The 26,185-nt window shown below is 58.7% G+C and carries 21 protein-coding genes and 1 pseudogene; 17 read left to right on the plus strand and 5 right to left on the minus strand.

From position 1 onward, the window contains the following. The first annotated feature begins 657 nt into the window (after positions 1–657). Together P3R82_RS07105 and P3R82_RS07110 are read left to right on the plus strand one after the other, a co-directional pair. Positions 658–1,600, plus strand: a pseudogene (locus P3R82_RS07105) (IS110 family transposase). Positions 1,601–2,752: 1,152 nt separating this feature from the next. Further along, the gene (locus P3R82_RS07110) at positions 2,753–3,238 is read left to right on the plus strand and encodes a hypothetical protein (RefSeq protein ID WP_283193592.1); all 486 of its coding nucleotides are present in this window, start codon (positions 2,753–2,755) and stop codon (positions 3,236–3,238) included. Between the two features lie 1,909 nt (positions 3,239–5,147). Here the strand turns inward: P3R82_RS07110 and repC are convergent. The 3 genes from repC to repA all read right to left on the minus strand — a co-directional run bounded on the left by repC (position 5,148) and on the right by repA (position 8,750). Further along, entirely contained in the window at positions 5,148–6,371 is a 1,224-nt protein-coding gene (repC, locus tag P3R82_RS07115) for a plasmid replication protein RepC (protein WP_283193593.1), read from the minus strand. Positions 6,372–6,525: 154 nt separating this feature from the next. Then, positions 6,526–7,518, minus strand: a complete 993-nt coding sequence (gene repB / locus P3R82_RS07120) for a plasmid partitioning protein RepB (protein ID WP_111564288.1) — start codon at positions 7,516–7,518, stop codon at positions 6,526–6,528. Next, complete coding sequence (gene repA, locus P3R82_RS07125) at positions 7,515–8,750, minus strand: plasmid partitioning protein RepA (protein ID WP_111564343.1); 1,236 nt, start codon at positions 8,748–8,750, stop codon at positions 7,515–7,517. Before repA ends, repB begins: the two co-directional genes overlap by 4 nt. Before the next feature lie 700 nt (positions 8,751–9,450). On the opposite strand from repA, the gene trbB reads away from it, so the two are divergent. The 13 genes from trbB (at position 9,451) to P3R82_RS07190 (ending at position 21,409) form a co-directional block, all read left to right on the plus strand. Next, positions 9,451–10,422, plus strand: a complete 972-nt coding sequence (trbB, locus tag P3R82_RS07130) for a P-type conjugative transfer ATPase TrbB (RefSeq protein WP_111564287.1) — start codon at positions 9,451–9,453, stop codon at positions 10,420–10,422. Then, positions 10,412–10,792: a TrbC/VirB2 family protein gene (locus P3R82_RS07135; RefSeq protein ID WP_283193594.1), complete on the plus strand. Its 381-nt coding sequence runs from the start codon at positions 10,412–10,414 to the stop codon at positions 10,790–10,792. The genes trbB and P3R82_RS07135 overlap by 11 nt, the downstream gene beginning before the upstream one ends. Next, positions 10,785–11,084 (plus strand): conjugal transfer protein TrbD, encoded by a 300-nt coding sequence (locus tag P3R82_RS07140; RefSeq protein WP_283193595.1) that lies wholly within the window; start codon positions 10,785–10,787, stop codon positions 11,082–11,084. Before P3R82_RS07135 ends, P3R82_RS07140 begins: the two co-directional genes overlap by 8 nt. Before the next feature lie 10 nt (positions 11,085–11,094). Further along, positions 11,095–13,530, plus strand: a complete 2,436-nt coding sequence (locus P3R82_RS07145; RefSeq protein WP_283193596.1) for a conjugal transfer protein TrbE — start codon at positions 11,095–11,097, stop codon at positions 13,528–13,530. Next, positions 13,523–14,332: a P-type conjugative transfer protein TrbJ gene (gene trbJ / locus P3R82_RS07150; protein WP_283193907.1), complete on the plus strand. Its 810-nt coding sequence runs from the start codon at positions 13,523–13,525 to the stop codon at positions 14,330–14,332. Before P3R82_RS07145 ends, trbJ begins: the two co-directional genes overlap by 8 nt. Positions 14,333–14,526: 194 nt before the next feature. Next, positions 14,527–15,708, plus strand: a complete 1,182-nt coding sequence (gene trbL, locus P3R82_RS07155) for a P-type conjugative transfer protein TrbL (RefSeq protein ID WP_283193597.1) — start codon at positions 14,527–14,529, stop codon at positions 15,706–15,708. A gap of 21 nt (positions 15,709–15,729) precedes the next feature. Further along, positions 15,730–16,392 carry a conjugal transfer protein TrbF gene (locus P3R82_RS07160; RefSeq protein WP_112435709.1) on the plus strand — a complete coding sequence of 221 codons (663 nt, stop codon included), beginning with the start codon at positions 15,730–15,732 and terminating at the stop codon, positions 16,390–16,392. 14 nt (positions 16,393–16,406) lie between these two features. Then, a complete protein-coding gene (gene trbG, locus P3R82_RS07165; protein ID WP_283193598.1) occupies positions 16,407–17,237 on the plus strand; it encodes a P-type conjugative transfer protein TrbG in 831 nt (276 codons plus the stop codon). Positions 17,238–17,240: 3 nt separating this feature from the next. After that, positions 17,241–17,687, plus strand: a complete 447-nt coding sequence (gene trbH, locus P3R82_RS07170; RefSeq protein ID WP_283193599.1) for a conjugal transfer protein TrbH — start codon at positions 17,241–17,243, stop codon at positions 17,685–17,687. A gap of 15 nt (positions 17,688–17,702) precedes the next feature. Next, complete coding sequence (trbI, locus tag P3R82_RS07175; protein WP_112949659.1) at positions 17,703–19,001, plus strand: IncP-type conjugal transfer protein TrbI; 1,299 nt, start codon at positions 17,703–17,705, stop codon at positions 18,999–19,001. A 508-nt stretch (positions 19,002–19,509) separates the two neighbouring features. Next, complete coding sequence (locus P3R82_RS07180; protein WP_112435707.1) at positions 19,510–19,896, plus strand: DUF1236 domain-containing protein; 387 nt, start codon at positions 19,510–19,512, stop codon at positions 19,894–19,896. 486 nt (positions 19,897–20,382) lie between these two features. Further along, positions 20,383–20,565 carry a hypothetical protein gene (locus P3R82_RS07185; protein ID WP_112949661.1) on the plus strand — a complete coding sequence of 61 codons (183 nt, stop codon included), beginning with the start codon at positions 20,383–20,385 and terminating at the stop codon, positions 20,563–20,565. A 220-nt stretch (positions 20,566–20,785) separates the two neighbouring features. Further along, positions 20,786–21,409: an acyl-homoserine-lactone synthase gene (locus tag P3R82_RS07190; RefSeq protein ID WP_112949662.1), complete on the plus strand. Its 624-nt coding sequence runs from the start codon at positions 20,786–20,788 to the stop codon at positions 21,407–21,409. 64 nt (positions 21,410–21,473) lie between these two features. On the opposite strand, the gene P3R82_RS07195 is transcribed toward P3R82_RS07190, so the two are convergent. Both P3R82_RS07195 and P3R82_RS07200 read right to left on the minus strand, forming a co-directional pair. Further along, a complete protein-coding gene (locus P3R82_RS07195) occupies positions 21,474–22,277 on the minus strand; it encodes an autoinducer binding domain-containing protein (protein ID WP_283193600.1) in 804 nt (267 codons plus the stop codon). Between the two features lie 117 nt (positions 22,278–22,394). Further along, positions 22,395–23,030, minus strand: coding sequence for a response regulator transcription factor (locus tag P3R82_RS07200; protein WP_112949673.1), 636 nt, complete (start codon positions 23,028–23,030; stop codon positions 22,395–22,397). Between the two features lie 1,054 nt (positions 23,031–24,084). On the opposite strand from P3R82_RS07200, the gene P3R82_RS07205 reads away from it, so the two are divergent. Together P3R82_RS07205 and P3R82_RS07210 are read left to right on the plus strand one after the other, a co-directional pair. Beyond that, positions 24,085–24,687 carry a winged-helix domain-containing protein gene (locus P3R82_RS07205; protein WP_283193601.1) on the plus strand — a complete coding sequence of 201 codons (603 nt, stop codon included), beginning with the start codon at positions 24,085–24,087 and terminating at the stop codon, positions 24,685–24,687. Further along, positions 24,684–26,075: an amidohydrolase family protein gene (locus P3R82_RS07210; protein ID WP_283193602.1), complete on the plus strand. Its 1,392-nt coding sequence runs from the start codon at positions 24,684–24,686 to the stop codon at positions 26,073–26,075. Before P3R82_RS07205 ends, P3R82_RS07210 begins: the two co-directional genes overlap by 4 nt. The last annotated feature ends 110 nt before the right edge of the window (positions 26,076–26,185 follow it).

Here is a 26,185-nt window from a genome sequence, read left to right on the forward strand (position 1 = left end):
GCATGTCGATCGATGTAGGCTTCGATTAGTGTATCCTTCCAGAAAGGCGCGCGCACAGTCAGCCTGTAATTGAAGTCCAAAGCGCGCATGTTGCGCCCGGGACGACTGGCCAGCGTGACAGACGCTACGGCTCAACCACATAGCCGTAGCAGACACTGACGCCAACCTCAGCAGATCGGCGCAGCCGATCACGTCTCGCGAAGCTAGCTCTCAGCCTACAGTCCCTTGTCGGACAGCAAGCAACAGCTGAAGTTTCCCAAGACACTTCACAGCGCACGCACATCTTTGGCGGGTGTTCGGCGCGCTCGCGCCGGATTTTGTTCAGCGCTGGCCTCAATGGTCATCGCTCGTAGGATGCACCAATTCCCGCGAACCCACGTTTCACATCTAGAGACACTTTGCGTTGCGATGATGTCGGCGGCCTTTCTGCGTCGCCTCGAAGGCAGTCTGGCTTGTCTTATGACTTTCTGTGCCGGACGGGCGAATATGAACCGCTGCGAGAGGGTTGCCTCCCTCTCTCAGCGGCGAGGGTCGGATCGTTGAATGGCTGACCGTTTGACGGGTCGAGCTAGAGTGTGATCGCCCTCGTCTTTCTCTTTGGTCCTGAACGGATACCCGGAGTTCGGCTCCGGATGACAAGCAGAGGACAAGCGAAAGATGATTAAAGATACCATTGGTGTCGATATCTCGAAAGACCACCTCGACGCGCACCGGATGAGCGACGGCGCAGCCCGCCGCTTTGCCAATGACTGCCGGTCACAGCGCCTTCATCGACTGGCTCGGTCAAGCCGGTCCCGCCCATGACATTCGTGTCGTCTACGAACCGACAGGTCTCTATCACCGGGCGTTCGAACGCCGGGTCGACAGGGCGGGCGCGGCACTGGTCAAGGTCAATCCGCGGCAAGCACGGCGTTTTGCCGAAGCCACAGGCAAGCTGGCCAAGACGGATCGGGCAGATGCCGCCATGCTCGCACGCATGGGAGCAATCTTGGAACTCGAAGTACGGTCGGTACGAGGCCCGCTCCTCAACGATCTCAAGGATTTGCATATGGCCCGAGAAGCGTTGATCAAGAACCGCACTGCCGCCAGGAACAGGGCAAAGAACCTGACCTTGGCTATTCAAGCGTCACAACGCTGAGCAACTTAGGCAGATCGAGCGTCAGATCATCGCGATCGAAGGGAGATCATGCTGATCATCAAGCATGATCCAGACCTCGCAGGTCGTTTCGATATCCTTGTCTCGATTCCGGGCGTGTCGACAGTTACCGCCTTCGCGCTCCTGATCGACATGCCCGAACTCGGCACTCTCGAGCAAGGGCAGGCAGCTTCTCTGGCGGGTCTCGCACCCGTCGCAAGGCAGTCTGGGACATGGACCGGTCGCGCGTTCATCCGTGGGGGACGCGCCAATGTCCGCCACGCGCTATACATGCCGGCACTCGTCGCCATGCGCTACAATCCCGATCTAAAGGCAAAATACGATCAGCTAAAAGCTGCAGGAAAAGCACCAAAGGTTGCCATCACAGCAATCATGCGAAAACTCATCGTCCTCGCCAATGCACTGCTCAGCAAAGGCAGAAAATGGCTCCCATCCCTACCTTGACCAACACGGATACTCAAGGCGTGATCGGCAGAGACTTGGACAGGCGGCCCCTCAGTGCAGCGGCTGGTCTCCAATGACCACCTGCGGCGGAGCAGGACGCAGGCGTCAGGTGCCTTGCAAAACTGGGGCGGTGGCCACAGCCAGAAGCACGTCCTTTGCTAGGGAGGGCCCCTTGAGCACGCAGATCATTAAACATCCTCCGCCACCTCTGCGCGCGGAGGGAGCAGTCCTGACGTCCGCCGAAATTCCCCGCACCTGTCCGGCCGTTTACAGGTGTCCCCATATACTTCTTGCAAGGATCTAGAAGCTGAGAGCGTCTGCCACAAAACGGCAAGGAGAGAAGCAACGCGGTCATGCAGGTAATAGTTTGTTGGTCCGACCAGGCGTTGCTCATGCCGCGACATTTCCCGGCACTACGAGAGTGAAGCTGGCAATAACCGACGTGGGCCGTGGCCCACGGTCATAACACTCTGAATTCGCTGCATAATCTGAAACAGTAAAATGATGATAAGATTCTAGCCCGCCTCCGTGGGCCGCGCCCACGACCTCAACTCGTTGAATTAACGACATTTTCTGAAACCGATCGCAAAATCGGCCACCCCACTCCCTGTGCGCCGGCCGCCAAGCGGTCATTGATGTCGGCGTAGGGCGCCCAACCAACGACTGATCAACCACTCGCCTCCTACCACATTCAAGGCGACGAATCGTGTAAAGGCTCGCGTGAGTTCAACCGGCACGTCGATAAAGGCTGGTCGGCGTTCCAGTCAAATGCGCGCTCTAACAAGCGAGCGGCGAGGGGAGGGGGGCGAAGACCTGGCCACGCAGCAAACAGCGATCACCGATCAGCGATCAGTGGAACCGGTGACGTCGCTAAAACCAGCGAGCGATCGAACACCTCCCATCGCCAGCCACCCACGGAGAGCATTCGTCGCTGCGGCAAGTCGAACGCGGCTGCGCGCATATGCGTCGCGTGGATGGCTTTAACTCACCCGCCAAAAAAGCGGTCCGCTACGGGGAACGCGGTAACTGGATGTTTGTCTGAGGTCACTCGATCCTCTCAGCGACCCATTCCGGTGGGCTGAACTTCGACGTCGTCATCAAAAATCCGGGAATGACGTTTCTATTGAGCCTCACGGCGGAGGCTTACGGGAGATGATCATGGAAGTGGGACGGGCGAGAAGCACAATCATCTGGGCTGCGGCTGGACTTATTGGGCTGGGGTACTCCCCGGTCTCAGCGAACTGCGTGTCGATTATCCAAAACGAAAACTGGCCAGCTATTGCACGCGCGATCTCCAATGTCCGGCTCTGCGAACAGCTGCCGGTCGGACCTAACAAGACGAGGAGTTTCGAGGTGGCGTCTGCTGAGGTCTGCCCGCAGTTGGGCGGGCTGACAACCAAGCGGGCGCAGGCCTATCTGACATGCGAGGCCGACGGCAGTTCGTTGTTCCAGGTCGATGCCGTGGAGGGAAAAGTAAGCGTTGACGTGACCCTGGAGCCGTCAACTTGCAGAATCACCGACGCCCACCTCAAGATCGATGATGGTTTTGGGGGCCTTCTGTCTGGCTTAGCCGATACCGACGACCTCGCGCGTAGCTGGGCACAATCACAGGCCACTCGGTTATGCCGATTGCAGTAAGAGGAGAAGGCGAGAGGGGAGGGGCGCCCTCTGAACTCCAGCTTGTTCGAACGCCATTTCAGCAGGATTGAGATTCTCAAAACTCCGTGACGGCAGCGCGAGGAACTCTCGTCTCCAAGACACGGAAGAAACAACTCTAGTTGCGCCGTACGGCGCTTGTTGTTGGCTGAGGGGAGAGGCGTGATCCTGCAGCGGACATATTGCCGGGCTGCGTATCGCTGTCCCGCCATCCCGCGCCCGGGAACATTCCCTGAGAATGGGGAACAAGCATTGACGCTCCATGCGCGTAAGCAACTCACTCCGATAGACTCTTCCCGGACTTGCTAGGCTGCCTCCTAAATAACGCGACCGCCCGATTGCGATTTAACGTCTTGCCGGACGTAAACTCGATGCGTCGATCCCTACCGCAGATGAATCATAAAAGGCAACGCGCAGCACATTTCCAGCGAAGTTGCGGCTACTGCGCTGATCGCAGCCCGATTGAGCCGCAGGTAATTTTCGTTTGCTCGCTCGTCAGACGTCATTGCCATTTGAAGGATTTCACGACGATCATCCCGCAATGGCGGCTCCTCTATCCGATCCCGGCTTCGAAATCGGCAGATGATCCCAATCGCCGCTTTGCAAGCGAGCCAGGCAAAAGAGCTCCTAAAGTCCTGGAAGCATTGAGAAGAAGCCTAGTCTCGCGACTCCCCGTCATGCACAACCGTACCACCTCGGGGGTACGTCGCCGTCATGTCACATCACTCCACGATCCCTTTCCACACACGCTCGCAAGCCGCCACGGAAGCATCGCGATCGACGCGCGCTCTCTTCTCACTAGTCCGGGGGCCAAGTCGAGCGAAGGCACTTGCGAGACGTCGGCTTCACCATGTGAATAAGTTTCTCCGAGCGGCTGAAAGACCTCGATCGTGATCAGGATCATCCGAGAATGCCTCAGCCCGAACTATGATCCCTCCCGCCTCGAAAAATGATCGATCTCACCAAAAGCTGCCCGAGATTGAATCCGATTGAGCGCAAAACGCAGGTCTCCCTGGAGCTCGGTCGCTACGCAAAACCTCGTACCCGATGCCAGACAGGCCCGCTCCGGTCAGCCTTTGCCTCCCAACCTATAAAAGGGCCACACGCGCGATCCCAAAAGCCGCTTCAAAATCGTTATGTTGTTTTGCGGTAATGTGAAGCGAAGCTGTCCCGGAGCCCGTCCCGCCCAAAGCATTGATCAAACCATTGCAACCTTGGTGCCAAGACCATTCGCTGGCTAAGTCATGCAAGTTGTTACAAGGACGATGTCGTTCAGACCACCACGACTGCGGGCTCCGTCGCTGACCTTCCTCTCCCTCGATACGAAAAATTATATCATCCTTCCATATGCTTAGTCACAGCCAACTCATCAGGAGGGAATTTTGAGCCGGAAGATCACAGCCCCGCAGTAGGTCGCAGGTTTTGCCGATCATGTGACATGATGATCCCGCGTGGACGACCTGGGGCGCGACCAATGAAACTCCGACGCTCGTATCCCCGCTCGACAGCGACCTCCAAAAAAGTCTGATGAGTGTCACCAGGCTCTTCCAAGGGCGCATTTCGAACCATATGCGGCACGCGGAGCTCCTCCCTTGCGAAAGCATACCCTAGGCATGCGCCACCTTGATCTCTTTCATCCTCCGTAATGTTTGCCGCCAATGACCGCTTCCCATTCCTGCTCACCGCAATGACAACAGCTATCAGAGGCTTCAACCGCCTTGATCTTTCCGGAGGGATTCTTCCTACAAGACCGCGCAGCGCCTCCACACGTACCATGGAGTAAAGGACTATGCGTCCCACTCAAACGTGAACTAGATAAATTCCAGGGCCTGCCGGGCTATCAATCTCCGCGACCATGTGTCTTGCTGTCGTAAGGCCTCTTCGCTCGAACTCAAACCCTCCGCTCGGGATCGGCATTCGCCTTCAAGAGAGCCATGAGCATTGGACCAAGAGAAAACGCACCTCTCTGTGCTCGGCCGGTCAAATTTCTCAGGTATCCACCAGGCGAATTGATCATGTTGGCTCGCTCGAGCATGCAAGCGACTGACACCGCTGCGTTTTCTTGCCCCATGACATCACAAGCTTGTTGATATGCTGAAGGCGTGATCCCCAACATCGATCGGACGACCACGCCGGCGGACATGAAGTCACGCCACGACGTGATGCTCCCGCCAGGCCCGTAGTCGACAATCTGCGGGCATGCTCTCAGCACGGTACCCAGCGCGAAAACCTTGAGAGGTTCACGTGATTGTTTCTTCGCACGAGTATCTTCCACCGATTTCGCTTCCAGCTGCTTTCCAGAGCTTTGTTCAAATTCATTAGGAGATTCGGGATTCGAATTATGTATGTGCTGCTCAATATGAGCATCATTGGTGCCCGAAAAAACCGATTTATCGAGCTTTTCCAATCGATTGAGGATCTCTGTCCGCAAGGCGAGCATTTCCTCCAGGGCGCTGGTAACGTCTTTGAGCGATGCAACGCGCGGCAGACGTCCAATTATGGCTGCATAGGCTGCTTCCATGGCATACCAATCACCGCCCTCGACATCTTCCTCGATGGCGGCGGTAATCAGCTTTCGAACATCGCGTCTGCAGATCGTGAGGTCTTCTTTCGCTTTACGCAATGTGGTGCGTGCCGCGATCACCTCCTGGGCCATGGCGGCAAGTTCTTCCGCTCGTGCAAGAAGGGGTGCGAGATCAAAGCCAAAGGCGCGTTCAACGTCGCCGGCACCGTCCTTGCGTGCATACCGCTTGCCGTTGGCACTGTCCTTGCGCACGATCAAACCCGCCTCGACCAAGAGGGCAAGGTGACGTCGCAACGTCGAACCGGGCATGCCATTGGCTCTAAGGGAGAGCTGGAGGTTGGAAGGATAGACAACCAACTGGCCATCCTGGCGCAGTTCATTTTCAGGATAAAAGCTCAACAGAGCGTCGAGCACCGCGAGGCTGTTCGATTGAAGGCCCAGCTGCTCCATGGCGGCAGAGGCGTCCCGCTTAACTTTCCACTTGTCACAGGTCTTACCCGCCTTCAGCTCGGCAACCGATTGTTGCCGCCTGATCAAGGCAAGCGTCATCGGCCGCCGCCCAAACGGCGTCGCCACACTTTCCGTATGCATCGTCCTTCACCTTTCTTCAGGCAAAAGCAATTCGCTCATCAAAACGATGCCAAAGACTCTTGACGATGAATCCCGGAAATGCGATTCTACTGGTGCTTAGACAGATAGGGGCTTCCAGGACGGCGACGTTTTGGGGGCTCTTTTCTTTTGCGGGTTACGCTTCCTTTTTTGGCTGCTGTTTTGTGCGGTATTCGGCGTAGATCGAGGGCAACTGCTCCAATACGAAGGCGGCAAAGTCAGGCATTGCCTTCCTGTCAATTGTCAGTTCCACCTTGGTCTTGTTCTGTTTGACTTGAGCAAGCCGTTGCCCGTCAGGCCCTGAAAGCACGTCTGGAGCACCGCGTGTGATTCGACGCGGCTTCAGATGGGCAATCACGCTTTTGAAGCGATCCTGCGACGACAGGCTCGTGAGCGTTTGTGCATAGCGTGTTGCATCTTCCGGTGAAGACGCTTTCTCAAGGAGCTCGGTCAATTCGATCCAGCTGCGGCGCCCGACGCCGGGTGCCCGACCAATAGCGTCGATCAGATCCGCTGGCAGCGCATCGACGATGTTGAACATCCGCGTCAGATCGCTCTTATCGACAGACATCGCCGCCGTGATCACGTCACGGGCGAATCGTTCCTTGAGACGCGCCGCGAATCGGGCTTTCTCGATGAACGTCAGGTCCTCACGCTCGTTGTTTTCCTGGCCCTGAGCAATGACCAGCTGTTCGTCGCTCAGTTCTCGAACGATCGCCTTGACCTGAAGGCCGAGCTCAGTGAGTGCCCGCAAACGTCGGTGGCCGAAAGCGACCTGATAGCGACCCGATTGTTCAGGATGAGGGCGAACGAGGATTGGAACCTGTTGGCCTTGCTCTCGTATGGATGCGACGAGACCATCAAGGTCCCCCTCCATTCGATCCTGCACGAAGGAAGGTTCGATGGTGGAAGCGTCGAGCTCGATGACAACCTGGCCTTCAGCCAGCTTCCGCTCGATTTCGTTCGCACGGCGACTGCGATCGTTGAGGTCGCCGAGCGACTTGCTGATCGCGGCCAGTGGCTTTGATCTCGGCGCGTCGAGGTGTGGTCGCGACGGCGGCGGCGGAGCAGCTTGCTGCCCGTCCTTGGCTTCATTGTGAAGCATCGGGAGGAGGTTTTTCCGGCTCATGATCTACCCCATGTCGCTCTGATCAATGATTCGATCTCGGCGTTGACGTTGTTCATCGATTCCAGTGCCCGGTCGTACGTGGATCGGGTGAACTGGGCGCGTTCCACCTCGAATAGTGTCTGGTTGGTGATGCCTGCATCGGATACGGCCGTGCTCTTCAGCATCGGATTGACCAACACGTTTTCGCCGAACATCGAGCGAAGGAAGGCAACCATCTGGTTCTGCGGGCCGTCGGTCGGCTCGAACCGGGTAATCAGATAACGCATCCAGTTGTTGCGATCCTCGGCGCCAGCTTCGGCGATTTCATCCAAGAGCGCGCTTGTCATGGCGAGGAATTGATTCATGGACATGACGTCGAGCATCTGCGGATGGATGGTGATCAGTACCGACGTCGCGGCCGTGAGTGCCGACAGCGTAAGAAAGCCCAACTGCGGAGGGCAGTCGATCACAACGACGTCATAGGCGTCCTCGACGTCCTTGATTGCAGCCTGTAGACGGGCAAAAAACAGGATATCGTCGGGTTTGCGTTGCAGCAAGGCCTTCGGAGTATCGTGTTCGAACTCCATCAGTTCCAGATTGCCTGGGATGACATGAAGATCAGGAATATAGGTTCCGCGAATGATTTCCTGGATAGGGCGGCGTTCCTCGTCGTAGCGGATCGCGCCATAGACGGTTTCGTTTTCACCGACGTCGAGCTCCGGCTGATTGCCGAACAGGGCTGACAAACTGGCCTGCGGGTCGAGATCTATCGCAAGAACGCGGTAACCGCGTAGTGCCAGATACTGAGCGAGATGGGCCGCGGTCGTTGTCTTTCCCGAGCCTCCCTTGAAATTCATTACCGAGATGACCTGCAGGTCCTCACCTTCGCGGCGATGCGGCAGGTAACGGCCGTTCGAACGGGCCGGCTTGTCGAGATGGGCGCGCATGGCGGCGATGTCCTGTACTGAGTACATGCGCCTGCCACCGGCGAGCGCCGGACTGAAGTCGCGCTCCGAGCCGCCGGACGCTTTCTTTTCCAATTCGACCGCACTTGTGCGAAGGTAACCTTCGGCCACTCCGAGCAGCTTTGCTGCTTCGGACGGAGAAAACGACCGGATGGTCTTGCGCGCATGCGGCGTGAAGATATTCGACTGGTGCTCTTGAAGCTTGGCCGAAAGAGACGCCGAATGACTCGCGATCTTCGATCGGAGTGGTGAAGAGCGGCTGTCGCCATTGTTTGTGGTCTTGGTCATCATTTCGTCCATCAGGGCACGTATGCGGAAAACGCCCGAAAAACGTGAAAAATACGCATCTGAGGAGTGCATCGATTCTCTGACCCTTGCAAGCCTTTTAAAGTTAACGAAATCTTGCTCCACCCATGGATTGCACAGCTTTCCATAGCGAGTAGCAACATTTCCTCGAGAATTCAGTCCTTTATCGCGATCTCGGCGCTTTCCGTGCACACACTGCGAAGTCACCGTCGAGAGACCGAAGCAGCTCCATTCTGCAAAGCGGCTACAAAATAATGGGCCAGCCAAACTCCTGCTTCGTGCGATCGTCTGCTCGCCGCATTGGCAAACAAGCTCGGCGGCGTGATTTATGTCTATGGCCGATGTCTCGACGCGCTCAATCCCCCGCGAGCCGCGGGATCGGCGACTTGCCCGCTCAACTGATGCCCATCAATCTCCTCACGATGTGTTCCTCGCCTTGCGGATCGGGCTTTTTCTGTCTGCTTCAGATCGAACAGGCCACCCTGAATATTCTCCGGCCGGATGGCGGAGACCACATACATTCACATGACATCCCAGGCTCGCCGCCGCCTACCCACAGATCTGCGAGTAGACGCTCGCGGCGTTGGCGAGCTACCAACCAGTCACCGCCAATCCAGAACGACCTCATTGCGGTGGATGGGTGGACAGCCCGCAACTAGAAACCTGCGACGGGATTACCTCCATGACCGACAGCAGCCGTCATTCAATGTTACGCCTGATCAGCAAGCTCGAACATGCCCTCGGCCCGGACCTTTGTCGTGTGATCGACGAGCCCGACGTCATCGAGGTCATGCTGAACCCCGACGGCAAGCTATTCATCGAGCGTCAGGACGGGTCGATCAATACACTCGGCGACATGGTGGTTTCGGCGGCCGAAACGGTGATTGGCTGCGTGGCGCATGTCCTCGGCGTGGAGATCGGTACGAGTAGGCCAATCATCTCCGGCGAATTGCCAATCGGAGGCCATCGTTTCGAGGGATTGCTGCCTCCCGTCGTTACGGCACCGATTTTCTCGATCCGAAGACGAGCATCGCGTCTGGTTACCCTCGATGAGTACGTAAGATCGCGCAACATCACCCCGTGGCAAGCGGATATTATCCGCGAGGCGGTCGCGCGGAGAGCGAACATCGTCGTCGCGGGCGGTACCGGATCGGGAAAGACAACGCTTGCAAACGCCATACTCGCCGAGACGGTCGCCTGCTCACCCAAAGATCGCCTGATCATTCTCGAAGACACCGCCGAGATCCGCTGCGCGGGCGACAACGTCGTTAGCCTGCATACCAGTGAGACCGTGGACATGTCGCGGCTCCTGAAGAGCACGATGCGGCTTCGTCCCGACCGCATCATCGTTGGCGAAGTGCGCGATGGCGCGGCGCTGACCCTTCTGAAAGCCTGGAACACCGGCCATCCAGGCGGCATCGCCACCGTGCACGCAAACTCGGCCCGCATGGCGCTGCGGCGCCTTGAGCAACTGGCCGCGGAAGCAAGCCCGCAACCGATGCAGGCGGTCATCGGTGACGCGGTTGATCTCATCATCGCCATCCAGCGAACACCGACAGGGCGACGGGTCAGCGAAATTCTGAGCGTCGCCGGTTTCAGCGATGGGCACTATCACATCGAGGCTCGCGAAAATGAGACCCGTCATGCTGCTTAGATCAAGGCTTTGTATCCTCGCGGCAGTTTTGTTTGTGGCATCGCCCGCTTTCGCAAGCTCAGGCGGGTCGCTTCCTTGGGAAGGGCCGCTGGAGCAAATCCAACAGTCCATCACCGGACCAGTCGCCGGCTATATCGCGCTCGCCGCGGTCGCGATCGCCGGCGGTATGCTGATCTTCGGCGGAGAGCTCAACGATTTCGCGCGGCGATTGGTGTATGTGGTGCTGGTCGCGGGGATCCTGCTTGGCGCGACGACGATCGTCGGTCTCTTCGGCTCGACCGGTGCTTCGATCGGCGGCTCTTTCGTCGCCGACCAGACCGCGGTCCCAAGCACAAATCGCGTCGGGGGAGGGGAGGGGCGTCATGGCTGACACTGGCGCCGGGCTTCATCGTAACCGGATCCATCGCGCCTTGTCCCGGCCGAACCTCTTGATGGGAGCGGACCGAGAGCTTGTGCTTCTGACCGGGCTCGCGGCGGTCATCCTCATCTTCGTTGTTCTGACCCTCTATTCGGCCATGTTCGGCGTCGCGATCTGGATCGTGGTGGTTGGCGCGCTCCGCATAATGGCGAAATCCGATCCCATGATGCGTAAAGTTTACGCCCGCCACATGCGCTATCGGGCGCATTACCTTCCGACCTCGGCGCTCTGGCGCCGTTACTGAGGACCTCGCGATGGTCGCTTTACGTACATTTCGATCGACAGGTCCATCATTCGCGGACCTCGTTCCCTATGCGGGTCTTGTCGATAACGGCATCCTTCTGCTGAAGGACGGCAGTCTGATGGCCGGTTGGTATTTCGCTGGTCCTGACAGCGAAAGCGCGACCGACACAGAGCGCAACGAGCTTTCCCGTCAGATCAACGCGATCCTCTCGCGGCTCGGTACAGGCTGGATGATCCAGGTCGAGGCCGTGCGCGTGCCGACGACGGAGTACCCGTCCGCTCAACGAAGCTACTTTCCGGACGCTGTCACGCGGCTGATTGATGACGAGCGCCGACGGCATTTTGGACAGGAACGCGGGCATTTCGAAAGCCGGCACGCGCTTGTCTTGACCTATCGGCCGCCGGAGCGGCGCCGATCGGGCCTGACCCGCTACATTTACTCGGACAACGAAAGCCGCTCAGCAAAATATGCCGATACTGTCCTTGATACTTTCCGCCGCTCGATCCGGGAGATTGAGCAATATCTCGGCAATGTTCTCTCGGTGCAGCGCATGCAGACCCGAGAGGTTCCCGAACAGGATGGTGCTCGCGTCGCGCGCTACGACGAGCTCTTCCAGTTCATTCGGTTTGCCATCACCGGCGAGAACCATCCCGTCAGGCTGCCAGAAATTCCCATGTATCTAGACTGGTTGGCGACGGCAGAGCTGGAACATGGACTGACGCCGCGGGTCGAGGGCCGGTTTCTTGGCGTGATCGCGATCGATGGTCTTCCGGCCGAGAGTTGGCCGGGGATCTTGAACAGCTTGAACCTGATGCCGCTGACGTATCGCTGGTCGTCGCGTTTCATCTTCCTCGATGCGGAGGAGGCAAAGCAGCGCCTGGAGCGTACCCGTAAGAAGTGGCAGCAGAAGGTCAGGCCATTTTTCGATCAACTATTCCAGACGCAATCCCGATCGATTGATCAGGATGCGATGGCCATGGTTGCCGAGACGGAGGATGCGATCGCCGAAGCCTCGTCGCAGTTGGTGGCTTACGGCTACTACACTCCCGTCATCATCCTCTTCGACGAAAGCCGGTCGGCGCTGCAAGAGAAGGCGGAGGCGGTTCGTCGCCTCATCCAGGCGGAAGGTTTCGGAGCGCGCATCGAGACGTTGAATGCGACCGACGCCTTTCTCGGCAGCCTGCCCGGCAACTGGTACTGCAACATCCGCGAACCTCTTATCAACACGCGCAATCTGGCGGATCTCGTTCCGCTGAACTCTGTCTGGTCAGGTCAGCCGTCCGCGCCATGCCCGTTCTACCCACCCGATGCGCCATCGCTCATGCAGGTCGCATCGGGCTCCACCCCGTTCCGATTGAACCTGCATGTCGACGATGTCGGGCACACGTTGATTTTCGGCCCAACCGGGTCCGGCAAATCGACCCTTCTCGCGCTGATCGCCGCGCAATTCCGCAGGTACGAGAGGGCGCAAGTCTTCGCCTTCGACAAGGGAAATTCGATGCTGCCGCTGACGCTCGGCGTTGGCGGCGACCACTATGAGATCGGTGGCGAAAGCGGGGAGGGGGCCAGTCTTGCCTTCTGCCCATTGTCGGACCTTGAGACCGAGGGCGATCGGGCCTGGGCCTCAGAGTGGATCGAGACCCTTGTTTCGCTTCAAGGCGTGACGATCGCGCCTGACCATCGAAACGCGATTTCGCGGCAGATTGGATTGATGGCATCGGCGCCTGGCCGCTCGATCTCTGACTTCGTTAGTGGCGTCCAGATGCGCGAGATCAAGGATGCCCTCCATCATTACACCGTCGACGGCCCGATGGGTCAGCTCCTCGATGCGGAAGAGGATGGCCTGACGCTCGGGCGCTTCCAGTGCTTCGAGATCGAGCAGCTGATGAATATGGGCGAGCGCAATCTCGTTCCCGTCCTGACCTATCTGTTTCGACGGATCGAGAGGCGGCTCGACGGCTCGCCGAGCCTCATCGTTCTGGACGAGGCGTGGCTGATGCTCGGCCATCCTGTGTTCCGCGACAAGATCCGGGAGTGGCTGAAGGTGCTGCGCAAGGCGAACTGCGCCGTCATCCTCGCAACGCAATCAATCTCCGATGCTGAGCGCTCGGGCATCATCGACGTGCTGAAGGAATCTTGCCCGACCAAGATCTGCCTTCCGAATGGCGCCGCCCGGGAAACCGGTACCCGCGAATTCTACGAGCGGATCGGCTTCAACGAGCGGCAGATTGAGATCGTCGCGAACGCCATCCCGAAACGCGAATACTACGTGACGTCGCCCGACGGCCGCAGGCTTTTCGATATGGCGCTTGGCCCAGTCACGCTTTCCTTTGTCGGCGCCTCCGGGAAGGCCGATCTAGCCCGCATCCGGACGCTCTTTTCGACCCATGGCCACGAGTGGCCGGGTCAGTGGCTCATCGAAAGGGGTATCAACCGCTATGAGTGAAGCAATTCAGTTCTTGAAACTCGGCAAATCGTTGGTGACCGGGTTGGTCGCCGCCGGTCTGTCGGCCACGCCCACCCTCTCCTACGCAGGAGGCGCGGTCACCGGCGCGACCGAGATGACGCAGATGCTCAACAATGGTGAACTCATCCATCTTGTCGGTCAGTCGACTGAGCAGATCAACAATCAGATTAAGCAGATTACCCAGCTTGCCGAGCAGATCCAGAACCAGCTCAATATCTACCAGAACATGCTGCAAAACACTGCCCGGCTTCCGAACCACATCTGGGGCCAGGTCGAAGGCGATCTGAAGCAGCTGCGCGATGTTGTCAATCAGGGTCAGGGCATCGCCTTCTCCATGGGCAATGCGGATGATCTCCTAAAGCAGCGCTTCAAGAGCTATTCGGACCTGAGGATGAACCTGCTTAACGCCGAGAGCTTTTCGTCGACCTATAAGACATGGTCGAACACGAACCGCGACACGATTTCCAGCACGCTCAAGGCCGCGAGCCTCACCGCCGATCAGTTTGATAGCGAAGAGGATACGATGAGCCAGCTACGATCGATGTCGGAATCTGCAGATGGCCAGATGAAAGCGTTGCAGGTCGGCCACCAGATCGCGGCTCAGCAGGTGGCACAGATGCAGAAGCTCCGCGGCATCGTCTCCCAGCAGACGACGATGATGGGGACCTGGCTACAGAGCGAGCAGACGGACAAGGACCTCGCACAGGCGCGTCGGGAGAAGTTCTTCAATGCCGACATCCAATCCATTCCTTCCGGACAGAAAATGGAGCCCCGCTGGTGACCCGCCCCGTATTGATCCCCTTCGTATTCAACGCGATCGCGGTAATTGCCGCGATCACCACAGTCGTTTTGATGCGGGGAGAGTGCGCCGCAAGTCCGCCGGTGAGTGACGAACGGCAAGCGCCCCATGAGACGTCATTCGCCTTGGGAGGAGACGCCGTCACCAATCGAAAAGGGTCGGGAAATTTGACCGAGATGGTGAAGCGCGGTGGCGGAAGCACAATCCTGGCTACCGGTATCGCCTTCATCGCTCTGGCGGCGCCGGCCTTCGCTCAACACGGTCAAGTCCTGACGGAGTTGGAAAACCAGGTCTCGACGGCCGCCAAGGGGTGGGAAACCACCGTCATGGATGCGGCGAAATCGCTGTTCTGGATCCTCGCGGGCATCGAGGTCGGGATTGCAGCCGTGTGGCTTGCGATCCAAGCAGCATCGCTGGACAGTTGGTTTGCCGAGCTCGTCCGGCGCATCATGTTTATCGGTTTCTTTGCCTTCGTGCTTACGCAGGGTCCGACATTCGCGAAAGCGGTCGTCGATAGTCTGTTTCAGATCGGTTCCGGCGGAGGCTCAGCGTCGCCAGCAGACATTTTCGACGCCGGTATTCGCGTTGCGTCCCAGATGTCGCAACAGGCGAAGTTTGGTGTTTTTGAAGACAATGCCCTGGCTATCGCCGCGACGTTGGCGATGGGCATCGTTGTCGTCTGTTTCTCACTCGTTGCGGCAATCTTCGTTTCGGTTATGGTCGAGATGTATGTCGGTCTGCTGGCCGGCATGATCATGCTGGGGCTCGGCGGCTCGTCCTTCACCAAGGATTTCGCGGTGCGATACCTCGTCTACGCCTTTGGTGTCGGGATGAAGCTGATGGCTTTGGTCATGATCGCCAAGATCGGATCGAACGTCTTGCTTGGCCTTGCACAGGCGCCGACAGCCGAAAGCGACCAGTTCATAACGACGCTTGCGATCGCGGGTATTTCCGTCGTCGTCTTCATCATCGCGATGTATGTCCCGAACATCATTCAGGGCGTCGTGCAGGGAGCTTCCGTCTCCGGCGGCATGGAGTCAATCCGCCATGGCGGACAGGCGGCCTCGTTCGCAGCGGGTGGCGCGTTTCTTGGCGCCGGAGCGGTTGGCGCTGGTTTTGCCGCCGCGCAGGCAGCGCGTGCCGGTGGCTCATCGGCTGCAGGTTCGGTGCTTCGAGGCATGGGCGCGAGTTTCAGCTCCGGTGCCATGGCTGCCGGATCCGCTGCCAAGGAAAAGGCGATCGGGTCGCCCGGTGCCTATGCCGGCTCTCTTCTTGGTTTGGCCAACGCGAAACTTGATCAGGCAAGGGGCAGTCCTTCAGCTCCGCTACCTCCTCCGGAAAGACCGGACAAACCATAGTTCACGGACAGGATCACACACATGGCAGGGCAATCAGCACCTGAGAACCCGTATCTTGCCGCAAGGCAGGAATGGTCTGAACGTTATGGCTCCTACGTCAAGGCGGCCTCCGCCTGGCGGGCCGTTGGCATCTCGAGCCTGGGATTGGCCGTTATCGGCGTCAGCTACGCGCTTTATCTCAGCACTCAGGTCAAGCTCGTTCCTTATATCGTCGAGGTCGACAAACTTGGGAACACGGTTTCTGGCGGCTTCCCGCAGCAGATCGAATATGCCGACACCAGGGTCGTCCGAGCAACGCTCGGCAATTTCGTGACCAGCTTCCGTTCGATCACGCCGGATGCGGTTGTCCAGAAGCAATATATCGACCGCACCTATGCGCTGCTGAGGACGAGTGACGCTTCGACGCAAAAGGTCAACGCCTGGTTTCGCGGCAACTCGCCGTTCGAAAAGGCGGTCAACGCGACAGTGGCGATCGAAGTGAACAACATCGTCGCCCTTTCGAACCAGACCTATCAGATCGACTGGACCGAGTACGAACGCGATCGGAAAGGTAAGGAGGTCGCGACCCGGCGCTTCCGAGGGATCGCCACCGTCTCTATCACCTCACCACAAGACGAAGCAACAATCCGGCTCAATCCGATCGGCGTCTATGTGACCGATTTCGACTGGACCGCGCAACTTTGAGGGCAGGATCAGCAATGAGGAAAAAACGTAAACGCGTGGCGCTTGTCTGCATGCTGGTGCTCGCCGTATCGGCCGAAGTCTCATCCACCGCGATCGCGCAAAGCTTGACGGGCAACGAGGCAAAGGGGACGAACCTCTCCGGCAAATGGCGAGGGCAGGCCGGGCTGGTGACACGAGGGCCTGATGGTAAGGTGATTTTCCTCTTCGGTGAGACGCAGCCGTCTGTCGTCTGCTCACCCCTTCAGGTCTGCGATATTGAGCTGCAGGGCGGCGAAATCGTCCGCGACGTGCTGGTCGGCGATACCGTTCGGTGGAAAGTCGAACCGGCAACGTCTGGCGCCGCCGGTGGTCAGGCCATCCACCTGATTGTCAAGCCTGCAGAGCCGGGGCTTGTCACGTCCATGGTGGTGACCACTTCGCGCCGAACCTACCATATCCAGCTGAAGTCACATCCCATGCAATACATGGCCCGTGTCGGGTTCGAATATCCCGAGGATGCCGCCACGAAACTATCCGACATCAACGCCCGCCTCCAGGCCATGACTGGACCGGAGGGCGGTGTCGCCCCCGAACAGCTGGCCTTCTCCTATGCCCTGAGCGGAAGCGCTCCATGGCGCCCCAAGCGGGTCTATTCCGATGGGCAGAAGACCTACATTCAGTTTCCCCGCGCAATCTCAGGTCAGGACGCCCCGGTGCTGTTCGTCGTCTCGGGTGGCCAGAACCGTATCGTCAATTACCGGATGAAGAACGACATGATGATCGTCGACTACAATATCGACAAGGCGATCCTGATATCAGGGGTCGGCTGGAAACAGCAGAAGATCACGATCCGGCGGGGAGGGTGAACCATGCAGCTCCATCGCCTCATTCCGCTTGTCCTCGCGCTCGGCCTAACTGGATGCCAGACGGCAACCAACGGGCTCTCCACAAATGCTGCACCCCCTGACGTCAGCGGGCCCGCAGCAGGCGCTATCGCCGGCGACATGGCGGGTCGGTTCGCCGAGCAAGCCGGATCGACGACCACTCCCATCAAACTGCACAAGGACACGTCTGAATACTCCGTCGCGCTCGAGGCTGCTTTGGAGGGTTGGGGCTTTGCCATCGTCACCGATGACAAAAATTCAAGCGCGAAAGATGCAACCAAGCCGGTAGAGCTTGCCTACTCGATTGCTTCGGTAGACGGGCAGGTGCTCGCGCGTCTGTCGACGGACACCATGTCGCTCGGCCGGGCCTATTCAGTCAGTAATGGTGTTGCGACGCCGGCAAGCCCCCTTTCCCTCATGAAGCGAAACTGACAGGCGGAGACGATCATGGTCCAATCGCTGCAACTGGGAACGTCAAATCAATCGGCTGGCGACAAAGGGATGAAGCGCCTCAACCGCGTGCCCGTGTTCATTGGCATCGCGATCCTGGTTCTGTTCCTAGCCGTTCTCGTTTACGGCCTTTCCTCGCGTGGGCTGAGGTTTGGTCAGCGCGATCCAAACGATGGCGGATCCGGCACGCCGGCTTCGACCTTCGCCGATCAGCTTAAGCGGGGTGTCAAAGATGGCATTATCGGTGACCGGGAGGAACAGCAGCCAGTGTTTCAGCCAACCCCTGTTCCGCAGCAGCAGGAAGCCGCTCATCCAGTAGAGGTCGAACCGAAGGCCGAGCCGCGGCAGCCCGGTAGGTCCCGCATGGAATCGGACGAGGAGTGGAATGCAAGGATGCTTCGCGAACAGCGGGAACAGATCTTCCGCGAACAGCAGCGTCAGCGCATGGCAAGCCTGCAGGCGAGGGGGGCGGCCCTCGACTCGCCGCTGAAGGTCGACATCTCAGATGTCTCGGCACAATCGCCGGTCGCTCAATCTGCTGGAGCACGTCAATCGAACACCGCGTCGAGCGGCGCGCAAGATCTCTATGCCGCAGCGTTGAGAGCGGGCGCGGCGGGTCAGGTCGATCAGAACGGACAAACGTCCAAGGAAGATTTCTTCAACGCTGATATCAAGGATCTCGGCTATTTGCCCAATCAGGTCGTACCACAGCAATCACCCTACGAGCTCAAACGTGGATCGGTGATACCTGCCACGCTAATCACGGGCATCAATTCCGACTTGCCAGGCCGCATTACAGCCCAGATCAGCCAGAACGTTTATGACAGCGCGACTGGCCACTACACACTCGTGCCTCAAGGCACGAAGCTTCTTGGCCGATACGACAGCAAGGTGTCATTCGGGCAGAACCGCGTTCTCGTCGTCTGGACCGACATCATCTTCCCGAATGGTTCGACGCTTCAGATCGGCGGCATGGCCGGGACCGACGCTGAAGGCTATGGCGGTTTCAACGACAAGGTCGATAACCACTATGTCAGGACCTTCGGTTCGGCCGCGCTGGTCGCGCTGATCGGGACGGGGATCGACATGTCGATCCCCGAGAGCTCGACCCTTTCCACGCGGGACACGGCCTCGGACGCGGCGCGTCGGAACTTTGCCGAAACGTTTGGACTTGTCGCCGAGCAGACAATCTCGAAAAATCTGAACGTCCAGCCGACCATCAAGATCAGGCCCGGTTACCGGTTCAATGTGCTCGTCGATCAGGACATTATTTTCCCAGGCAATTATCGGGGTTAGGGGCGACACCGGTGGAGCGCATGGCACCAACGGCTGATGGTCGAAAGCCCGAGCGAAAGACTTTTGACGTTCGCGAAAGTGAGTCAAAACTCGTTGGTTGGCATTCCCATCCACCCTGCGGCAATCTCCATTCCGTCACTGCGTCGGCAGTGAGCGCGGTCGCGGAAGGCCTTCGCTGACGTCCGCAGCGCGGTGCGCCGTCAATCAAGCTTGGCGCGATCGCAAGCGACTCAAGCATCGCCGCAGGGCAATAAGCACAGGAGACGACGTTCGGCACTCCACGACATGGCGATCGCACGGGTGATGTCGTCAATACCAACGAAATCGTCCTGCGTCCGACCGCTGAGGAATTCTGATCGATCAGATCGGCGCTCTCGCGCCTCTCAAAGTGCGCTGGTGACCGCGTGCCGCGTACCTACGACGACACCCCCGGACCTAAGTCCGACATGCGGAACAAATACCGCGCGATCGCCTTTTCCATGCACCAAATGAGAGAAGGAGAATGGAAATGAAACGCATTATTCTTGCGGCAGCAATGAGCTGCGTCGCTGCTTCGGCCTACGCCGATGGCGCGGTCACCGGAGCCGTTGGCGGCGCCGCCACGGGTGCCATCGTTGGTGGTCCCGTTGGGGCCGGTGTCGGCGCGATCGTCGGTGGCGTTGCTGGAGCCGCGATTGATCCTCCGCCGGCCGAAGTCGTTACCTACGTACAGCAGGCGCCGGTGCCGGAACAGCCGGTGGTGGTTCAGGAGCGGGTCAAGGTCGGCGTGGCGCTGCCCTCTGATGTTGTCGTGACGCCGGTTCCCGAAAATCCGAAGTATGGTTACGTCATCATGGGTCAGGAGCGCGTCATCGTCGAACCGCGGACCCGCAAAGTAGTCCAGGTCATTCAGTAGTGGCATTCGGCGCGGAGGCATTGCCTCTAGCCGAATGATCGCGGGCGCCGGCTCACCCCGGCGCCTGTTGCCTTTTGAAGGACCACCGTCCAATGCCTCTGCATTCCGGTGTGCTTGTTGTTGATTGCTCTCATTGGGGAGAGATTGGCCGCCAGGCGTAGGAGCACCCCTCACGGTCGCCGGCAGCGCTTGGGCGACGACTATCTTTTCCTTGACCCGAGCGGGCGGTCGATGCTCGGGCTCAACATAAGTGATGACCTTGCTCGGCGCCGGATCATCGCCGGTCCAGCGACCGACACCACCAACGGCCCCATGATGGCCGCCGCTCACCGTGGGACCTGAGCCTGGGTAACGTCCGATTTTAGAGCCGATTGCCTGGCCGTTAACCGTATCTCCGTCGGAAAGCGGTCGGACCAAGGTCCGGGATCGGGAACAGCGGGCCTTTCGTGTCCGTTTCATCCATAGCCAACGACAAGGAGTTTCGCCATGAGCAAGAGCCCAGGGACGTCCACCATTCCCTTCACGGTGAATGTATCGGTCATTGCCCTCGTCGTATTCCTCTGCGGTGTTCTCTATTTTTTCGGCCAAGCGATGTCGGGCGGCACTCCAGAGATCAGTAAAAGCGTCGCGGGCGCCCAGGTCATCGACTCCAGGGACGTTGCAAACTGATGGTGGGCGATTGACGTGTCAGTTGTCGCGGGTTCCTGAGTTTTCGCGAGTAATTCCAATTTTCGTCGATGTCCGTCCGCCGACTAGCACCTACATCTGGTTTCCTATCGGGACAGCCGCTCTCGCGGAAACCGAGAGAGGGTCGACCCACAGATGTGCGACTGGAAGCGAGTATCGAAGGCCATCACTCTGTCCCTGTTCAACAAGGGAGAGTGACGACATGGAAGTCATAGATATTCGCGTGCCGCGGACATCCGCCGAAGAGGCACTGCTTGACGAAATGCACCGGTTGCGGGCGAAGGTTTTCCAAGGGCGACTTGGCTGGGATGTCGAGTGTCAGCATGGCCGCGAGTTCGATCAGTTCGACGACTGCGGGCCGACCTATATCCTTGTCCTTGATGACCGGGCAGGGGTGGTTGGATCGGTTCGCCTGCTTCCGACGAGTGGTCCGAACATGTTGATGGGGGTGTTTCGGCAATTGCTGGAGGACGGGCACCTCGCCACCAGTCCGACGACGATCGAAAGCTCGCGCTTCTGCGTGGACACGACCACGCAATCTAGCCAGCGTGGAGCAACGCACGAGGCCACATTTTGCCTGCTTGCCGGGATTATCGAGTGGTGTCTCCAAAACGGTTGGACAGACCTTGTGACGGCCACCGATCTTCGCATGGAGCGTCTGCTGAGGCAGCGCGGTTGGCCGATCACAAGACTGGGAAAACCCCGCTTGATAAACGAGACAAATAGCATAGCCGGTCGCCTTGTGATCAATACCGATACGTTCGACCTGTTGCGACCGGTGTCTTATCGTTCACGGCTTTCACCAACCAGCCGCCAAGCCGCCTAGCCTAGACCGATGGTTCGCCCACGTTGCGGCGAACCATCAAGACGTGCGAGAACACTGCGTATGATCAGATCAGACGCATTGCTATTGCGACGCAGAGTGCCTCCTGCAGGTTCCTGACTCCCAGTTTTGCCCTGACGTTATCGAGGTCAAACCTGACAGTGTGGAATGAGTACCCAGTTATCGCGGAGATTTCATGCATTGGCATTCCAGTCGACGCCCATCGCGCACAAAGTGCTTCGCGATCCGTAAGGCCGGGTTTGCGCATCATTGTTGGGTTCGAGGAATTCCTAAAGCGCTGGTGCAGGAAGGCCACCGCCGTCGCGGCCAGGGCAATGTCGGAGGCCACGACATCATGTGGCGGTCCTTTCGACGACGTCGCGAATGTCAGCATGGCGACCTGGCCGTATCCCGTTGTGATCGGGATTGTCAGACCGTTTCGGATCCCAAAGTCGGATGCCTGGTCCCAAAAACCCCGCTGATCGGCGTTGGCGAGTTTGCGCTCGGCGTCGACAGACCATCTAAAAATCCGCATCAAGCGCTTTCCCATCGTGATGATGGGATCAACGATCATGTAGGAGCGATCGAAATAGAGCGACTGCCACTCGGCCGCGTAGTTCGAGATCGCGAAATTTTGCGCGGTCGCCGCGCGCAGGCTGAGATAGGCAAAACTGTCATACCCATTGCGCTTGGCGACACGCCCAATGGCCTTTTGAAGCGCGGGTTCGGACCCGATCGAGAAGGCACAGTCGATGACACCTGCAAGTAAGGCCCTTGAACTCATCCATCTCTCCCAAGTTAGGACGCTGTGACCGGACACCGTCGAGCGAGCTGGAAAAATATCGCCAGCCGGCACGTTCGACCGTGCCATTGATAGCTTCTCCGGCTAAATGTATCCATTTTGATATGAATATCGTCGGCTAGCTTGAGCTTCAACACGTGCGCGAAGCCGCAACAAAACTTAACAAATCCAGGGCGAGGCGTTGCGTTAGTCCGATGTGACGTCGACGACCAGTATGTATCCTCCAAGTCGGACCGTCTTGAGCAGTGTCGGACTGTTACTTCGCGGTTCGAGCTTTTGCCTCAGCCGGCTGACATGCACGTCGATCGTGCGTGTGACCGGCCCCGCGAGCCCGGTGTGTGTGAGCGAAAGCAGCTCCTCCCGCGTCATGACGCGTCCAGGGTTTCGACAGAAGGTCAACATCAGCTCGAACTCCGTCGAGGTGAGATCGATGGTTGTTCCCTTCAGGTCCCTCAGGACCCGCTCTCGAGGATGAAGGATGAACTCGCCAAAACGAATGACCGTGGGGTCGGCTCGATGACCGAGAGCATAGGCGGCGCGCCGCAAAAGCGCCCTGATCCGCGCCTGACATTGCGACATGGCGAGAGAGGCGGAAAAACAGTCGTCGACCCCGATATCGAATGCCATCTCGATCATATCTTCCCGGTTTCCCGGAAGAATGATGATCAATGGAATGTCGCTCGTCGCGCGAACTTGCCCGCACAGTCGGATACCAGCCTCGGCGTCGCCTGACGCAACGATGATCACCAGATCAACGCGAGTCGAGATCAGCAGGCGTCTGAGCTTGAGGATCGAGGACACGTGAAAAGCATCGAGCGACATGGCTCGAATGGCTGAGACCAGATTGTCATCTGGTGCTGAGTGTTCCAAGGATAGCATGGCGACACCGGCCCGCGGGCCGGCGCTTGAGGAGGCGTCATCCAATGTGGCTTCCAGTCGGTGCATACGCCGGTCCCGGCGACCGGCGCTGTACCTATAGTTGCACTCGCGGCGGCTGGCGCCAACTCTCAGATTTGATGGTAATGGTGCGGTACTCCCGGGTTATCCGTGACGCGCGCCGCCCTCGCGTTCCTCGAGCGCCAGTATCTTGGCCTGCCGGCTCCCAGGGCAGCCTAACCTCGACAGGCGGCATTCGGCACATGAAGAGGGTTTGGACCTTCCTTTCCCGGTGCCCGGGACATCGTGCGGGAAGAGGCGTTCGGTCGGGTCTGGGCTTTTGCACATCGTTGATCTCTCCGTGATCTGGTCCGCGAACGATCGTGCACTGAGCAATGTTCAAACACCAATCAAGATAGGCGTGTATTCATCCAGGCGCGCTATCAGTCTGACGGCCACTCATTCGAGTTGCCAAGGATGAAAAGAGAGGGGATCAGACGCGCCCCACCGCTCATTACCTGGGCACCGCCTTCCACCACGCCTGGACGCGGTTGGTCCGACAACGACGGACAAGTTAATCGCGGAACCTTCTTGATTGTCGCTGGTTGGCGAATGGACGCCTGTGCTATCTGGAGGTCCAGCCGACAACCGGCGTCGGGGAAAAGCTTCCTTACCTCCCACGGAGGCTTTTTAGCGCGAGCCCAGCCGATGAGAAAAGCAGGCGATTAGATCCCGGATCCCGGATCCCGACCAATGCACCGCATTCAAGAGTGGGGCAACACGCGGGAAAGAGCCTCTTCGATCCGACCCCCTTTCGTGACACCGATACATTTCTTAATCCCCCGGTTGCAAAGAGCGATTGAACCACGTTCGACCTCGTGAGATCTTTGGTCATCAGTTCAACATTTGAGCAAATACCACCATGCGACCGATAATAGTTATCGGATCGCGGGAGCCTGGCGTATTTTCAGCAGTCGTCCAGGTCCTTGAGCGATCGGGTTTGAACACGGTCTTTCGTCGAACCGCGCGAGAAACCGTGGCCGCCGTGAGGCGGCTTGATGTCGACGGCGTGCTGATTGACGCCCGCCTACCTGCCTCGCTTACGGCCTGCCGGGAAATTCGTGACAGCCGGACCTCAAGTCGCCTTCAGTTGGTTGTCGTGGTTGCTCGGCTGGGTGGTAGCCAGCGTCGAACCTATCGAAACGCCGGTGCCAACCGCGTGTTCACCGCGTCCAGCGCCGCACGCCAGATCGCGTTTGCCTTGGCGCCGCAACGAAGACAGGTGCGACTTTCACATGGCGGAATCTCGCTCGATCCAGCTCTTTGGCGGGTTTGGCATGACGGCGCGGTGGTTGAGCTTCCTCGCATCGAGTTCATGATCCTGGACCTCTTCCTGCGTCATCCGGGGCGCGTGTTCTCTAGGCGCGAAATCATTGCCAGATGCTGGCCAAGCAATGTCTTCGTGGACCCACGAACCGTCAATGTTCACATCGCCACGTTGCGCAGGCTGCTCGGACCGGGGTTTCATGGCAATCCGATCCGCTTGGTGCGTGGTCTCGGTTACGGGCTGGCCGGTATCCCAGATGGAGGTGAAGCATCATGATCAAGCAAGGGCTGGACACGATGATCGTCAACGGACGTATCGTCACGGGCGACGGTGTAACCGAGATTGAGACTGGAAACGTTCTGATCGCCGGCCAAGCGATCGTGGACGTTATCGCGGGCGTCATCGATTATCCCACGAGCGCGCGGGTCATCGACGCCACTGGTTGCACGATCCTGCCGGGTATCATCAACGGCCATGCTCATGGATGCACGTTGGGACCCACCATGCCTAGTGGATCGAGCCCTTTCGCGCCAAGTGATATCGAATACCATCTCAACCGACATCTCCTCTCGGGCACGACCACGCTTCTCAATGTGTGCGGGCTTCCACTGACCGATGAGATCGCGACGGCGCCATTTGATCATCCCCTGGAGGTGGCGGTCTCGACAGCTCATACGCCCGCCAATCTCGCGGCCGCGATCGCCATCGATGGCGCGGGCCTGGGTGAACGCCACCACAAGATGACGATTGAAGCCATGATCAAGGCCGGTGCGAAGGCCTTGGGCGAGGCGGGCGGTGGCCAGACGCTCGGCGGTGGCGCCCAGGATTACCGGTTCATTCCCGACGCTATTCACGAAGCGACGGCCATACGCATTCATCCAAATCTTGCACGCGCGCTAAAAGAGGCGGTGGTTGGCCGTAAACTCGACCAAACCGTCACCGATCTCAAGGCCTTGGACGATCTATTGCTTGGTTCGATGCTTCACCCCGTGATCGATGCTTCAGCGCTCGCTGAACTCATCCGCGCCACGGTCATGCCGCCTGTCTCGGCTTCCTTGCGGGGTCTCGCGGAGATCGCCGAAGCCTCCGGTCGCCTCGGGTTCCCGGCGATATTCCACAATGCGACGCCGACGGCGGAAACGCTGATAGGCCTAGCTGTCGCTCATCCCAAGGCGCGAATGATCGCGGCTCACAGCAATCATCCGTCATTCGAGCCCGACGAATGTGTCTCCACGGTGAGACGTCTTCGCTCAACTGGGGTAACCATCGATGTGTCGACGCTCGATTGCGTCTCCACGCGCTGGCGCAATCAGCCGACGAATCTCGATCGTCTCGTCTCGGAAGGACTTGTCGATACCTTGTCGACGGATTTTGCCGGTGGCGACTGGGATCCTATCCTTGATGCGGTGAATCGAATGGTCCGGCTCGGCCATTCGAGCGTTGCGCGTGCCGTCGCCCTGGCCACCGGGAACGTTTCCCGCGCCCTTCCAGAACTTGCCTCCGATAGAGGATTGATTGTGCCTGGACGGCTCGCCGATATCGCGATCGTTGAAGGGCACAATCTCTCAAGGGTAAGACATGTGATCAAGAAAGGCAGAATTGTCGTTCGCAACGGCGTCATCCTCGGCCGCCATGAACGGCGACAGCAGCCTCAATCGATCTGAACATGCGATGGTAGGCTAGCCTGAAACTTCCGTCGAGCATTCCGTCAACGATCTGAGCCGACTTCCATCTTCGATGGTTCTCTTCCTCGAGTTACCGTCAGGATACCGCG

The sequence above is a fragment of the Rhizobium sp. AN80A genome (genome assembly GCF_030053015.1).
Taxonomy (GTDB): domain Bacteria; phylum Pseudomonadota; class Alphaproteobacteria; order Rhizobiales; family Rhizobiaceae; genus Rhizobium; species Rhizobium metallidurans.